Annotated in this window: 15 protein-coding genes; 10 read left to right on the top strand and 5 right to left on the bottom strand. The window is 61.0% G+C overall.

The features are described 5' to 3' along the window. Positions 1–263 precede the first annotated feature (263 nt). Positions 264–725: a cupin domain-containing protein gene (locus HGP16_RS02685; protein ID WP_168838466.1), complete on the top strand. Its 462-nt coding sequence runs from the start codon at positions 264–266 to the stop codon at positions 723–725. Between the two features lie 60 nt (positions 726–785). On the opposite strand, the gene HGP16_RS02680 is transcribed toward HGP16_RS02685, so the two are convergent. Next, positions 786–1,301: a GNAT family N-acetyltransferase gene (locus HGP16_RS02680; RefSeq protein ID WP_168838465.1), complete on the bottom strand. Its 516-nt coding sequence runs from the start codon at positions 1,299–1,301 to the stop codon at positions 786–788. Between the two features lie 19 nt (positions 1,302–1,320). Further along, positions 1,321–2,316, bottom strand: a complete 996-nt coding sequence (locus HGP16_RS02675; protein ID WP_168838464.1) for a LysR family transcriptional regulator — start codon at positions 2,314–2,316, stop codon at positions 1,321–1,323. A 120-nt stretch (positions 2,317–2,436) separates the two neighbouring features. Between HGP16_RS02675 and HGP16_RS02670 the strand changes: the two genes are divergently transcribed. Further along, positions 2,437–3,837, top strand: a complete 1,401-nt coding sequence (locus HGP16_RS02670) for an MFS transporter (RefSeq protein ID WP_168838463.1) — start codon at positions 2,437–2,439, stop codon at positions 3,835–3,837. Between the two features lie 32 nt (positions 3,838–3,869). On the opposite strand, the gene HGP16_RS02665 is transcribed toward HGP16_RS02670, so the two are convergent. Both HGP16_RS02665 and HGP16_RS02660 read right to left on the bottom strand, forming a co-directional pair. Next, on the bottom strand, positions 3,870–5,141 hold the full coding sequence (locus HGP16_RS02665) for an RNA polymerase sigma factor (RefSeq protein WP_168838462.1): 1,272 nt from the start codon (positions 5,139–5,141) through the stop codon (positions 3,870–3,872). Between the two features lie 49 nt (positions 5,142–5,190). Then, complete coding sequence (locus tag HGP16_RS02660; protein ID WP_168838461.1) at positions 5,191–5,583, bottom strand: YciI family protein; 393 nt, start codon at positions 5,581–5,583, stop codon at positions 5,191–5,193. On the opposite strand from HGP16_RS02660, the gene HGP16_RS02655 reads away from it, so the two are divergent. The 3 genes from HGP16_RS02655 (at position 5,573) to HGP16_RS02645 (ending at position 7,318) form a co-directional block, all read left to right on the top strand. Beyond that, positions 5,573–5,833, top strand: coding sequence for a hypothetical protein (locus HGP16_RS02655; RefSeq protein ID WP_168838460.1), 261 nt, complete (start codon positions 5,573–5,575; stop codon positions 5,831–5,833). The two genes, HGP16_RS02660 and HGP16_RS02655, sit on opposite strands and share 11 nt — an antisense overlap. Before the next feature lie 109 nt (positions 5,834–5,942). After that, positions 5,943–6,320, top strand: coding sequence for a VOC family protein (locus tag HGP16_RS02650; RefSeq protein ID WP_168838459.1), 378 nt, complete (start codon positions 5,943–5,945; stop codon positions 6,318–6,320). Positions 6,321–6,532: 212 nt separating this feature from the next. Further along, on the top strand, positions 6,533–7,318 hold the full coding sequence (locus HGP16_RS02645; RefSeq protein WP_168838458.1) for a phosphatase PAP2 family protein: 786 nt from the start codon (positions 6,533–6,535) through the stop codon (positions 7,316–7,318). 11 nt (positions 7,319–7,329) lie between these two features. Here the strand turns inward: HGP16_RS02645 and HGP16_RS02640 are convergent, their stop codons facing one another. After that, complete coding sequence (locus HGP16_RS02640) at positions 7,330–7,716, bottom strand: response regulator (RefSeq protein WP_168838457.1); 387 nt, start codon at positions 7,714–7,716, stop codon at positions 7,330–7,332. Positions 7,717–7,942: 226 nt separating this feature from the next. On the opposite strand from HGP16_RS02640, the gene HGP16_RS02635 reads away from it, so the two are divergent. The 5 genes from HGP16_RS02635 to HGP16_RS02615 all read left to right on the top strand — a co-directional run bounded on the left by HGP16_RS02635 (position 7,943) and on the right by HGP16_RS02615 (position 13,065). Then, the gene (locus HGP16_RS02635) at positions 7,943–9,622 is read left to right on the top strand and encodes a phosphoethanolamine transferase (protein WP_168838456.1); all 1,680 of its coding nucleotides are present in this window, start codon (positions 7,943–7,945) and stop codon (positions 9,620–9,622) included. 264 nt (positions 9,623–9,886) lie between these two features. Continuing rightward, on the top strand, positions 9,887–10,924 hold the full coding sequence (locus HGP16_RS02630; protein WP_168838455.1) for an LLM class flavin-dependent oxidoreductase: 1,038 nt from the start codon (positions 9,887–9,889) through the stop codon (positions 10,922–10,924). A gap of 158 nt (positions 10,925–11,082) precedes the next feature. Beyond that, positions 11,083–11,982 carry a MurR/RpiR family transcriptional regulator gene (locus HGP16_RS02625; protein ID WP_168838454.1) on the top strand — a complete coding sequence of 300 codons (900 nt, stop codon included), beginning with the start codon at positions 11,083–11,085 and terminating at the stop codon, positions 11,980–11,982. 133 nt (positions 11,983–12,115) lie between these two features. Further along, a complete protein-coding gene (locus tag HGP16_RS02620) occupies positions 12,116–12,862 on the top strand; it encodes a COG4280 domain-containing protein (protein ID WP_168838453.1) in 747 nt (248 codons plus the stop codon). Then, positions 12,859–13,065: a hypothetical protein gene (locus tag HGP16_RS02615; RefSeq protein WP_168838452.1), complete on the top strand. Its 207-nt coding sequence runs from the start codon at positions 12,859–12,861 to the stop codon at positions 13,063–13,065. The genes HGP16_RS02620 and HGP16_RS02615 overlap by 4 nt, the downstream gene beginning before the upstream one ends. Positions 13,066–13,087 lie beyond the last annotated feature (22 nt).

The raw sequence follows: 13,087 nt of genomic DNA, 5'->3' as shown, positions 1-13,087 counted from the left end.
CATTTACTATTTCATTTTTACAAGGATTTAAGGGGAGCCTAAACATATGTGACAGCACCGACATATGACGTGTTGCTCAAACGACGCACATGTGTACGAGCGATGACAACTAGATGACAGCCAAGTGACAACAACGGCAAATGGCCCTCGTCTGCCACGCACTCAAGCGACATACATTGCTGGACTGACAGTGATGAATCTTGATAGAGTTTGAAGCGGACAGACAGCGCATCCATCCATGGCAAATCGCAGGCAGGATCATCATGCCGAAGATCGATATTGCAGCCATACCCGAAGTCAAAGGCACGCGTTATCCCGCCCCATTCAATGCCCCCTGCGCCGAGCGTATACGCCAGCGGCTGGGCAATGCCGGCGGCCTCAGCGATTTCGGCGTCAATCTGATGCGGCTGCCGCCGGGCAACTGGTCGAGCCAGCGGCACTGGCATTCCGAGGAGGATGAATTCGTCTATGTGCTGGAAGGCGAACTGACGCTGATCGAGGATGATGGTGAAACCATCTTGCGCGCCGGCGATTGCGCCGCCTTCCCGAAAGGCTCGGGCAACGGCCATCACATGATCAACAAATCGAACACGACGGCAATCTATCTCGAGGCCGGCACGCGCTCACCAACGGACCTTATTACCTGTTCGGACGTCGACATGATGAGCTCCAGCACGGACGGACGTTTCGTGCACAAGGACGGCATGCCCTATCCGGACGGTTAAGGCAATTCCAGCGAAAGTACGCAGCGGTTTTCCGTCCGGAATTGCGTAAGACAAACCGTTCTATCCTCGTTCGTCCGTCGTCACAGCCAGCCGATAGGACAGGAGATGCGTCGGCGCGCCATGCAGCATGACTTCACGCTCGAAACCGAAGCCGCATTTCTCCAGTACGCGCCGCGAGGCGACATTGACGGGACGCACAAGCCCGACAACGCGCTCTGCATGCAGATCATTCTGGGCGAAAGCCAGCGCCTCCGTTACCAGCTCCGTCGCATAGCCGCTTCCCCAATCATCGGGATGCAGATGATAGGAGAGATTGAGGCCCTCGAACTCCGTCGAGACGGTAACGCCGCCGAAGCCGATCAGCCGCTCTTCTGTTTCGATCGCCCAGCGCCCGAACCCGTGCAAACGCCAGTGTGCCCGGTCACGCGCCAGCCGCCGGACACTCTCTTCGGGAGAATCCGGTCTCGGATCCGGCCGATGGGCGACCAACTCCTGCCGCGAAAACAGGGCCGTGAGGAAGTCGAGATCCCGCTCTTCCGGCATACGCAGGGAAAGGCGCGATGTATGCCGGATCATGGTCCATTCCCTTGAAAGATCAGACCGCTTCGGCAAGAACCGGCGGATCGTAGCAGCAGGCATCCGTGGAAACCCCCATGCGGCATCCACTCGCCTCAAGCGCTTCCGTCACCACCTCCACGAACAAGCGGCGGAACCATACCGAGCGGCTGTCGGCCTGATCGACGCGCCGATAGAGCATCGTCACCGGATCGGCAGACAGCTCGAACGGCGGCTCCGAAATCGTAAGATCATGCAGTTGCGCCATGCAGCGGGCAATGGCTTCCGGAACCGTCGCGATGGCGGGAATGGCCCGCAGCGTCGTCGGCAGGGCGGAGAAGCGGGGAACGGTCGCCACCACTTGCCGGCGATGGCCGAGGCGGGCGAGAGCGACGTCGACACTGGTGGATATGGCGCCTTCAAGCGAAACGGTCACATGCGGCGCGTTGGCAAAATGCTTCAGGCTCAGCGGCGTCGCGCATTTGAGATGCCGGCCATCGTAGATGCAGAGCGAAGCCTGTTCGAACAGCGGCGCGCGAACGTGCCAAGAGGCCGGCTCATCATGCACGGAGATGCTGAATTCAAAGGCGCCCTCGTCCAGCAGCCGCACGGCATCACGCCGGTCGAAGGCAACGCTGGTCAGCCGGGCATTGGGCGCGAGCTGGCGCAACCGCGCGGCCAGCAGCCCGAAGAAGGACGATTCGAGATTGTCGCAGAGCCCGATACGGAATTCTCCCTGCCAGCTTCCCGGATCGAAGGCGGCCGGCGGACGAATGGCGCGCTCGATGCCGGAGAGAGCATCCTCGATCGCCGGCGCAATGGAAAGCGCCCGCGGCGTCGGCTGCAGCCCGCGCCCGACACGCACGAACAACTCGTCATCCAGCGTCTCGCGCAGCCGGCGGAGCGCAGCGGAAAGACCCGGCTGGCCAAGCAACAGGCGCTCGGCGGCACGGCTCACATTCCGCTCCTGCATCAGCACGGAGAAGGCGAGCAGCAAGTTGAGATCTATTTTTCGCAGGGTCGCATCATTCATCATCGTCAGTAATACCTGACATGGTTACTATCAATTTGCAATAGGGTTTGAAGATGTACATTTTCTCGTTCCCTGCCGCTTTCAACCTCCCAAGAGGCGGCAGCCTAGAAAGGAACGATCCCGATGACTTCTTCCCAAACCCGAAGCGGGGCCGGATTGGCGTTGCTGCTGCTATGCGCTGCCAACTTCCTCGACGCCATGGACGTCTCCACCATTGGCGTGGCCCTGCCCGCAATCCAGAAAGAGCTCGGCATGCAGGCCACATCCCTGCAATGGGCGGTCAGCGCCTATGTGCTCGGCTATGGCGGCTTTCTGCTGCTTGGCGGCCGCGCTGCCGACCTTTTCGGCCATCGCCGCGTCTTTCTCTGGTCGCTCGCCGTCTTCGCCGCCGCCAGCATCGCCGGCGGTTTCGTCGATAGCGCTCCCACCCTGATCGCCGCGCGCCTGATCAAGGGCATTGCCGCCGCCTTCACCGCCCCCGCCGCGCTTGCCCTCCTGCTCTCCGTCTTCGGAGAAGGCAACGCCCGCGCCAAGGCGCTTGGCGTCTTCTCCTCCACCGGTGCCGCCGGCTTCGTGCTAGGCATGGTGCTTGGCGGTGCCGCGACCATCATCAGCTGGCGCGCGACCCTGGTCATAGGCGCTCCCATCGCCATCCTCGCGCTCATCGTCGCGCCGCTCGTCCTGCCCGCCGATCATAAGCGAAGCGGCCCACGCGCCCGCTTCGATTGGGCCGGAGCATTGACGATCACCCCCGGCCTGCTGCTCTTCGTCTTCGGTGTCACCAATGCCGCAGCCGATGGTTGGCAGGCATTTGCGACCTGGGGCTCCCTGGTGGCCGCGCTTGTTCTGATCCTGCTGTTCCTGGTCGTCGAGTCCCGCCATCGGGATCCGATGGTGCCGCTCGCCATGTTCCGGCGCGCCAAGCTCAGCCATGCCAATGCCATTGCCGCGCTATACCAGGGAGCCTATGTCGGCTTCCAGTTCATTGCGACACTCTACTATCAAACCGTCGTCGGCTGGTCGGCCTTCGCCACGGGTCTTGCTTTCGCCATCGGCGGGACCTGCGTCATGTTCCTCGCTCCACGCTTCGCCACGATCGGACAGAACCGCGGAACGACCCTGTTGATGACCGTCGGTGTCGGATTGCAGGCCATCAGCTATCTTTTCTGGGTGCTGTCGGCCGGCCAGATCGATACGATCGTGCTCGTCATCATCTCGCAGCTGTTGCTCGGCGTCGGCTATGCCATGACCTATCCGTCGATCCAGGTCGCCGCCCTGTCCGAAGTTGGAGATGACGAATCCGGACTGGCTTCGGGTATGCTGTTTGCCTCCTTCCAGATCGGCGGCGGCATCATCCTGGCGGCGGCATCGGCCGTCTTCAGCGCAGCACCGAGCTTCGGCTGGAACCCCTACATCGCCGGCATCGGTTTCGTGACGATCCTCGCGGCCGCCATCACGCTGCTTGCCGCCGTCGGTCCGCGCTCATCCACCGCGAGAGCCACGAATTATCAAGCTGCGGAATAGTTCAAGGCAAGACGACCCGTCCGGTGGACGGGTCAATCCTTCTCCACACCGGCAGCTTCGGCGGCACGGCGCAGCAGGAGATCACGCTCCCTCCGATTTTCGGCAAGCGCGGCGGCCATTTCGAAGACCTGCCGCGCTTCGTCGTATCGGCCAAGCTTGTAAAGAAGATCGCCGCGAACACTCGGCAGGAGATGATAGTCCCTCAAAGCAGGCTCGGCGCCAAGGCTTTCAACGATGCCCAATGCCGCCTCGGGACCTTCGACCATGCCGATGGCGACTGCGCGATTAAGTTCGACAATCGGCGAACGCGTAAGCCCGGCAAGTTCCGCATAGAGATCGGCAATCCGCCGCCAGTCTGTTTCTTCAGCCGTTCTTGCGCTGGCGTGGCATGCGATGATCGCGGCCTGCAAGGCGTAGACCCCACCAGCGCCGCCAAGCTCCTGTACCCTTATCAGGGCCTTCAAACCGCGCTGAATCTGCAATCGATCCCAGCGGCCGCGATTCTGTTCGAGCAGCAGGATCGGGTTGCCGTCGGCATCCGTCCGGGCCGCCGCGCGGGATGCATTCAGCTCCATCAGAGCCAGTAGCGCATGCGCCTCCGGCTCCAACGGGGCAACGGAGGTCAAGACCCGGCCAAGCCGCAGCGCCTCGTTGCACAATTGCAGCCGAAGCCAGTTCTCGCCGCGCGCGGCCGTATAACCCTCGTTGAAGATCAGATAGACGACCTCCAGCACCGCGGCCAGGCGCTCCGACAATTCCTCGCCATGCGGCGTCTCGTAGGTAAGCCGCGATTCCGACAATGTCCTCTTGGCGCGGACAATGCGCTGGGCGATCGTCGCTTCCGGCACCAGAAAGGCTCTGGCAATCTCTTCCGTCGTCAGGCCGCAGATCATCCGCAGGGCAAGCGCCACGCGTCCCTCGCGCGAGATCAGTGGGTGGCACGCCGTGAAGATCAGGCGCAGCATTTCATCGCCGATATCGTCATCCAGAGGTGTATCCAGGTCGGGCATGATCTGCTCGTCCTCTTCCATTTCCCGAACGATCATCTCGTGCTTCTGGTCGAGCATCCGGCGACGGCGCAAATGGTCCAGCGCCCGGCGCTTGGCAGTGGTCATCAGCCACGCGCCGGGGCGCTCGGGGATGCCCGTTTCCGGCCACCGCTCCAGGGCGACGATCAGAGCTTCCTGGGTCAGATCTTCCGCAAGCGGCACATCGCGCAGCAATCGGACCAGGCTGGTGATGAGCCGTGGCTGTTCGATCCGCCAGACGGCCATCATCGCCCGATGGGTACCGGCGGCCGTCACGGCCGCCCGCCCTTATGACAGGTTAAAACCATATGACAGGTTGAAACCATCACGCCCTTGCTTCGGCGAGCGGATCGCATATCCCCTCCGCACCCGGTTCAAAATAGGCACGCACTTCGCACGTGCCTTCCCAGCCGGGCATGAAATCCTTGTGCAGCTGCATGAACTCGACCGCCAGAGCCACGGCCTCTTCCTTGCTTTGCAGCTCGAAGATCGCATAGCCGCCGACGACCTCCTTGGCCTCCACGAAGGGGCCGTCGACGACGCTCAACTTACGGTCCTTGATCGTGACGCGGGCGCCGGTCGCAAGCGGCATCAGCCCCGCCGTATCGAGCATGCGGCCGGCCTTGATTTCCCGATCGGCAAGCTTGCCCATGGCTTCGATAAGCTCCGGCGTCGGATGCATGTGATCACTAGAGGTGACAATAGACATGAAACGCATGGAAGTTTCCTCCGGAAGCGGGACGCCGGCACCATTGCCGCTGAAAAAGCCCGCTCATATTGACGACGAAGCAGCCATTGGCAAATCGACAGCCGTCTTAAAAAAATTCGGATTGCAGCCGTACGCCGGCAGATCCTACGTCCGGCCCGCGCATCTCATCAAGATTGGCGGCATCGAGGCGATTTTACGACTGAAATTTTGGATCGAACGATGCCACAATCCATCGCTTCGCTTTGTTGACTTCCCATAACCATTGCAAGATGGTGAGGCGAAATTGAACCTGCGGGCTTCGAAAGCTGGCGTCTTCCAGGGACACGGCCTTCCGCAAAGCCCGCGAAACGTGGCGGGAGCTTGTTTTCATGTTCGACCATATCTCGATCGGCGTCAAAGACCTAACGCGGGCGCAGAAGTTCTATGACGCAGCGCTTTCGCCGCTTGGTTATGAGCGCCTGACCAATTTCGACGGCACGGTCGGATATGGCGCGGAACGCGCGCAATTCTGGGTCAGCGAGGTGGAGCGCCCGGTGCCCGCCGATCGCGGCTCCGGCCTGCATTTCTGTTTCGTCGCCCCGAGCCAGGCTGCCGTCGACGCCTTCTATGCCGCGGGCATCGCCAATGGCGGCGAGGACAATGGCAAGCCGGGCATCCGGCCGGACTACAGCCAGTTCTACTATGCCGCCTTCGTCATCGATCCCGACGGCTATCGGCTGGAAGCCTATTTCCAGACCGGCGAATAGAGCGCAACCAAAGGCAACATGAGGACCCATTGACCTATCGGGATCGACCTGACCGGCGTGGGTCCTGTCGCTTGATTTTCTTAAGCATTTTATCTTTCAGGCTGCTGTCAGCCTTCTGTCGTACTGGACGCTCGATGGTGGCCGTCCTGGCGTTTTGCAAAACGCGGACGGGCGCTCGTTTTGAACTTGTTCAGACCGTGGCCGGCTTCCCGATGTTCGATAATTCCATTGCCTACACAAAACGGACCGCGCCGGTAAGCAGATCTCTCGTCGCGTTTCTCGCGCTCTTCACGCTTTGGTGGCTGCTGCTGTTTGTCTTCTACCGGTTTCCCGGTATCGATCTCCTCGTCGCCAAGCGCGTCTTCACCGCGACACCCTGCGCGCCAGCCATCCTTCCCGGACCAGCCAGCTTTCCCGGAAAAGTGTGCGGGGTCTTTGCTCTCGCCAAGAATCCTCTTTTCGAGATCATGCGGGCTGTGACGCTTGCTCTGCCCTACATCGCTGCCGTCACCCTGGTCGCGACCGTGATTTCGTCCTGGCGCAAACGTGGCGCCGACTGGCGCACACTGAAAACGGATCGATATGTCGCCGCCTTGATATCGCTGACAATCGGCTGCGGGCTGATCGTGAACACGTTGCTCAAAAGCTATTCCGGCAGGCCGCGGCCGCGCAGCACTGATCTCTTCGGCGGTTCGCTCGATTTCGTCCAGGCAGGTTCGTTTGCCGGCCGGTGCCTTGGAAATTGCTCCTTCGTTTCCGGGGAAGCATCGTCAGGCGGCTGGCTGCTCTGTCTCATACTGCTGCTGCCGCCACAGCTGCGCCTCCGGCTCGGCATTCCGCTCGCGATCGTCTCGATCATGATGCCCGTCATGCGCGTGATGACCGGGGCGCATTACTTGTCCGATGCTGTCCTGGGTTGGCTGCTGTCGCTTGTCGTCTTTGCCGCAGTCATCGCGATGATCGACTTCCTGCGGTCGGCAAGATCGACTCAATCCTGAAAAACGCTCACTCAGCTGACATTGCGCATGCTGATCAGCCCGCTGCGCGAGGCTGCCTTCCGCACACGAACCGCCATCTCGGCGAGCGCAAAGGGCTTCACCAGATAGTCCACGGCGCCGATGCTCATGGCGGTCATCTGGTCCGATAGCTGATCATAGGCCGACATGACGACGACCGGTGTCGTATCGCCACGCGCCTCCATAAGCTTCAGCACGTCGAGGCCGCTTCCATCCGGCAATCGAAGGTCGAGAAGAACCACATCATGGTTTTTTACCGCGACCGCGGCGGTTGCGGATTCCAGATTGATCGACCAGTCGACCGACCAGCCGTCGGCATGCAGATGATCCTGCACGGCATTGCCTATGGCCGGATTGTCTTCGATCAATAAGAGCCGCACGATTGCCCCCGTTGCAATCAGGCAGCTATGATGCCTATTTCTGACGATGACCTGAACTGCGGGCGAGAGGCCGGCAAAAAGCAAAGATAATCCGAACAGGGCTCGAAACAGCCCTGCACAACAACTCGCCGTTCAGGTAGATGTCAGGATCGATCACCATGGTGGCCGGCTTTGGCAGCCAAAACGCACCCTGCAGTAGTGGCATTTCCGCCCCGACCGGCAGCAGATGCGCGGAGAAAGACTATTGACCAACAGAAACGCCACGCCCGGCCGGCAAATATTCAGGCCAGCCATCGGGAGCGTCACGCTTTGTTTCATAGCCGCTTCTTATGTACTCCTTGTGACAAACCGGATGTTTTGGATCAAGGCATACGGCTATTTCATTGCTGAACCTGCCGCTTTCGCCGCCTTCGTGATTGGCATTTCCGCCGGCATCATGGCGCTCTTCACGTTCTTTTCCGCCAAATATCTCACCAAGCCCGCCCTGATCTTCTTCGTGCTGGTGGCATCGGTATGTTCCTGGTTCAACGATCAGTTCGGTGTCATCATCGACAAAGAGATGATCCGCAATGCAGCGGTGTCGACGGGGGCGGAAAGTGCGCACCTGATCACGACACGCTTCGTGACATATGTTCTGCTGACGGGCATCTTGCCCTCGCTTGTCATCATGTGGATCCGGATCGTTCATCGCCCCATCCTCAAGAAGCTTGCCTACAATACCGCCGTCATTCTCGCCTGCTCGGCGATCCTTGTCGCTGCCGGCACCAGCTACTACAAGACCTATGCCGGCGTCGGCCGCGCTCATCGCGACCTGATGGATACGCTTAATCCGGTCGTCCCGATCACCAGCGCCGTGCGTTACGCAATCGATGCCCAAAAGAACGCAAACGTCGTCGCGCAGCCGCTGGGCACGGATGCTCGCAGGGTCGGCGTGGTCGATAGCGGCAAGCCGCGCGTCACGATCATCGTTGCCGGCGAAACCGCCCGCGCGCAGAGCTTCTCGCTCGGCGGCTACGCCAAGATGACCAATCCGGAACTGGCAAAGCGCAATGTCGTCTACTTCCCCAATACCAGCAGTTGCGGTACGGCGACGGCAACCTCCATACCCTGCCTGTTTTCGGTCTACACGCACGGGCAGTACACGCACCGCAAGGGGCTTGAGACGGAAAACCTGCTCGATGTGCTGACCCATGCGAAGGTCGATGTGACCTGGCTCGACAACGACACCGGCAGCTACAATGTGACCAATCGTGTCTCCTACACCTATCTGCCGCCCTCGGCCGATCCGCGCTTCTGCAAGGATGGCGAATGCAGGGACGAGATCCTCGTCGACAAGATCGACGGCTGGCTGGACAAGGTGAAGGGCGACAGCGTGCTGGTGTTGCATCAGCTCGGCAGCCATGGCCCGGCCTACTATCAGCGCTATCCCGAGGAATTCCGCCGCTTCCGCCCGGATTGCCGTTCCAACGATTTCAGCGCCTGCTCGCAAGAAGAAATCACCAATGCCTATGACAATACGATCCTCTATACGGATCACGTCGTCTCGATGGTCATCGACAAGCTGAAACAACGCTCGAATTCGGTATCCGGCTCCGTGCTCTATTTCTCCGATCACGGCGAATCTCTCGGCGAGAACGGCATCTACCTGCACGGCACACCCTATATCATCGCCCCGTCGCAGCAGACGCAGGTGCCGATGCTGGTGTGGATGGCAGACGATCTCGCCAAGGCAGCCGGTTTCGACATGGCCTGCCTCTCCAAGCGCGCTGCCGAGGGCACTTACTCCCACGACAACATCTTCCACAGCGTTCTTGGCATGATGGACGTGTCGACGAAAGTCTACGATCCCAAGCTGGACGTCTTCGCCGCCTGCCGCACGCCATCGAACAAGCTCGCGCTGAACTGACGGACTGCACAATAGCCGGCGGCCCCTGCTTCGATGGGGCCGCCGAGCTTTCAATATCCCTCAAAGCCGCTTCGGCTCGCGGATCGTCCGCTCGTTTTCCACATTGCCAATATTGACGCCGGCTTCGCCGAAGGCAACGCCAACCCGTATCCTGGCATATCGAATTCCTCGAAGGTTTCAGCCGAAACTTTCCGGGTAGTTGATGAGCAGCGACGGCACTACATGCTGTCTCAACATCATCTTCGACACATGACAGGAAAAATCATGCCGACACACAATGTCGAATTCGGACTCGATACTTTTGGCGACGTGACCTTTGACGACAAGGGTACGCCGCTGCCGCATGCGCAGGTGCTGCGCAATGTCGTCGAGGAAGGCGTCCTTGCCGATCAGCTTGGGATAGACTTCTTCGGCATCGGCGAGCATCACCGCGAGGATTTCGCGGTCTCCTCGCCCGAGACGATCCTGGCTGCCATTGCCAGCCGAACCTCGAAAATCCATCTGGGATCGGCCGTGACGGTGCTGAGCTCGGACGATCCGATCCGCGTGTTCCAGCGCTTCTCCAGCCTGAACGCGGTTTCGAACGGCCGCGCCGAAGTCATTCTCGGCCGCGGCTCCTTCACGGAGTCCTTCCCGCTATTCGGCTTCGAGCTGTCGCAGTATGAGCAGCTGTTCGAGGAAAAGCTCGATCTGTTCGCAGCCCTGCTCAAGAACGAGCCGGTGAACTGGGAGGGCAGCATTCGCCCGCCGCTGCGCAATCAGAAAGTCTTTCCGACCATCGAGAGCGGCCAGCTGAAGACCTGGATCGGCGTCGGCGGCAGCCCGGAATCGGTGGTGCGCGCGGCGCACTACGATCTGCCGCTGATGCTGGCGATTATCGGCGGCAGCCCCTACCGCTTCCAGCCCTATGTCGACCTCTATCACCGCGCCTTCGAGCAACTGGGCAAGCCTATCAAGCCGATCGGCATCCATTCGCCGGGCTATATAGCCGAGACAGACGAACAGGCCCGCGAGGAATTGTGGCCCTGCTTCAAGGCAATGCGCGACCGCATCGGCCGCGAGCGCGGCTGGCCGCCCATGACGCGGGCCGAATTCGACAGCGAGATCGAAAAGGGCTCGCTCTATGTCGGCTCGCCGGAAACGGTCGCCGCCAAGCTCGCCCCCGTCGTCAAGACGCTCGGCATCAGCCGCTTCCAGCTGAAATACAGCGCAGGCGCACTCCGTCATGACAAGATGCTGCGCTGTATCGAACTCTATGGCCAGAAGGTGATCCCGGCCGTGCGCGCCGCGCTGGCGGGATAGTCGCAGCCGGGTGCCTCACCCTCGCCTTTGATGATCGATCGGATCAGCGGGCGCTTCGCAATACAGCGAGGCGCCTGTTGTTTTTGCGCTGTCATTTTCATGCAGTAAATGCTACGGATAGTGTTATTGGTAGCATTTACTACGAGCCAAAGTCGCCGATGGAAGAGAAGACGCAGAAGCCTCACACGTTCGACGACCGCATTCTCGGCGTGATCGAAACGTTGGCGCCTGCGGAGCAACGCATTGCCCGCTTCTTCATTGACCAGAAGCAGGCAACCTTGCTGAACTCGGCTGCCCAGATCGCGCAGCTCGCCGGCGCCAGCGACGCAACCGTCGTACGCACAGCGCGCACCCTCGGCTTCGAAAGCCTGTCGGCGCTGCGGGCCGCCGTGCTTGCGGAGCTGACGGGAACGCCTTCACCCGGAACGCGGATGGAGCGTACGTTGGCTGAAACAGGCAATCAGGCGAACGACGCGCTTCGCCACGTTATCGGCATGCACGAACAGGCCCTGGACGTCCTGCGACATGAGGAATTTGCCGCAAGCTTCGAACGCAGCGTCGATATTCTGGCAGGCGCTGGGGGGCGCCATGTCTTCGGCATCGGTCCTTCGGGCGCGATGGCGGATTATGTCAGCCTGCAGTTCAACCGCATCGGCCTTCCGACCCACGCGCTTTCGGCGTCGGGCATCGCTCTGGCGGACCGCCTGCTCTGGATAGGCAAAGGTGACGTCGTGCTGATGATGGCCTACGCCCCGCTCTATCGCGAGGTCGAGGTGCTGCTGGAACACGCCGGCAAGCATGGCGTGCCGGTCATTCTTATCAGCGATGATCTTGGCCCGTTCACTGTCGATAAGGTCGCGGAAGTTCTCCCGGTCCCACGCGGCAATGCCGGCCACCTCGCCATGCATGCCGGCACGATGGTGCTGATCGAGGCATTGATCGTCGCGCTGGCGGCCAAGGGCAAGAAAGCAGCCATCGACAGTCTTGACCAGCTCAGCCAGTTGCGCGGCGCGATCGACAAGGCGTGGAGCAAGCGCGGCACGAGGAAACGCAAGTGAGCCGCGGACCAACCGCTGGGCTCGAAGCAGGTCGACCCTCTACCCTGTGCAAGCTGGTCCAGGACATCAAGAAGAACTTTCGGGGAAATATTTCGCAAATTCAAATCCCTAACCGCCATCCAGGATTCATTTCATGAACAGCCTAACACCTATTCTTTCCACCGTGACGGCATCCTTCCTTGCTTCGTTCGTCGAGGTCGTGGAGGCCTTCACCATCGTGCTTGCCGTCGGTGTCACGAGAAGCTGGCGTCCGGCTCTTACGGGTGCAGCGCTTGCCCTTGCCGTGCTGGCGGTCCTTGTTCTCATCTTCGGGCCGTTGCAGGCGCTGGTGCCGATCGAGATGCTGCAATTCGTCGTCGGCGTCCTCCTCATCCTCTTCGGCATGCGCTGGCTGCGCAAAGCCATCCTCCGCTCGCTCGGCGTCATCGCCTTGCATGACGAGGAAGCGGCCTTCTCCAAGGAAACCGCCGCATTACAGGCGCAGTCCACCGATCGCCGCGCCGATTATCTCGCCGGCCTCGCCGCCTTCAAGGCGGTGCTGCTGGAAGGCGTCGAAGTGGTGTTCATCGTCATCGCGGTCGGCGGCGCCCATGGCCTCACGCTCTATGCCGGCCTCGGCGCACTTGCCGCCTTCGTGCTTGTCATGCTGATAGGGCTGCTGGTCCACCGCCCGCTTGCCAGCGTGCCGGAAAATACCCTCAAATTCGTCGTCGGCCTCATGCTCACCAGCTTCGGCATCTTCTGGACCGGCGAAGGCATCGGCGCGCATTGGCCGGGAGAGGATCTGGCCTTGATCGCCATCTTCGCGATCGTCTCCCTCGCCTCCTACGCCATCATCCGCGGCCTGCGCGGCAACCCGACAGCAAAGGCAGCCCAATGACCATCCTCCGCATCGCCCTGTCCGAGCTCATCGGCATGTTCATCGACGACGGCAGCCTTGCAACGCTCTGCCTCATCCTTATCCTCGTCATTGCCGGAGCGGTGGAGTTTCTCGCCATGCCGCCGCTCGCGGGCGGCCTTCTCCTGCTGATCGGCTGCCTCGCCATCCTGCTCTACAGCATCCGGCGCGCCGTGAAACGATGAGATTCACATCCGCCTGCAAAGC

This window comes from Rhizobium sp. P40RR-XXII (assembly GCF_012641405.1).
Taxonomy (GTDB): Bacteria; Pseudomonadota; Alphaproteobacteria; order Rhizobiales; family Rhizobiaceae; genus Rhizobium.
This window is presented reverse-complemented; position numbering and strand designations above follow the sequence as displayed.

What these genes read in the sequence shown, in the direction of transcription:
- HGP16_RS02685 (WP_168838466.1), top strand. Translation starts at nt 264, where the DNA reads ATGCCGAAGATCGATATTGCAGCCATACCCGAAGTCAAAGGCACGCGT.
- HGP16_RS02680 (WP_168838465.1), bottom strand. Translation starts at nt 1,301, where the DNA reads ATGATCCGGCATACATCGCGCCTTTCCCTGCGTATGCCGGAAGAGCGG.
- HGP16_RS02675 (WP_168838464.1), bottom strand. Translation starts at nt 2,316, where the DNA reads ATGATGAATGATGCGACCCTGCGAAAAATAGATCTCAACTTGCTGCTC.
- HGP16_RS02670 (WP_168838463.1), top strand. Translation starts at nt 2,437, where the DNA reads ATGACTTCTTCCCAAACCCGAAGCGGGGCCGGATTGGCGTTGCTGCTG.
- HGP16_RS02655 (WP_168838460.1), top strand. Translation starts at nt 5,573, where the DNA reads ATGAAACGCATGGAAGTTTCCTCCGGAAGCGGGACGCCGGCACCATTG.
- HGP16_RS02660 (WP_168838461.1), bottom strand. Translation starts at nt 5,583, where the DNA reads ATGCGTTTCATGTCTATTGTCACCTCTAGTGATCACATGCATCCGACG.
- HGP16_RS02650 (WP_168838459.1), top strand. Translation starts at nt 5,943, where the DNA reads ATGTTCGACCATATCTCGATCGGCGTCAAAGACCTAACGCGGGCGCAG.
- HGP16_RS02645 (WP_168838458.1), top strand. Translation starts at nt 6,533, where the DNA reads ATGTTCGATAATTCCATTGCCTACACAAAACGGACCGCGCCGGTAAGC.
- HGP16_RS02635 (WP_168838456.1), top strand. Translation starts at nt 7,943, where the DNA reads ATGCGCGGAGAAAGACTATTGACCAACAGAAACGCCACGCCCGGCCGG.
- HGP16_RS02630 (WP_168838455.1), top strand. Translation starts at nt 9,887, where the DNA reads ATGCCGACACACAATGTCGAATTCGGACTCGATACTTTTGGCGACGTG.
- HGP16_RS02625 (WP_168838454.1), top strand. Translation starts at nt 11,083, where the DNA reads ATGGAAGAGAAGACGCAGAAGCCTCACACGTTCGACGACCGCATTCTC.
- HGP16_RS02620 (WP_168838453.1), top strand. Translation starts at nt 12,116, where the DNA reads ATGAACAGCCTAACACCTATTCTTTCCACCGTGACGGCATCCTTCCTT.
- HGP16_RS02615 (WP_168838452.1), top strand. Translation starts at nt 12,859, where the DNA reads ATGACCATCCTCCGCATCGCCCTGTCCGAGCTCATCGGCATGTTCATC.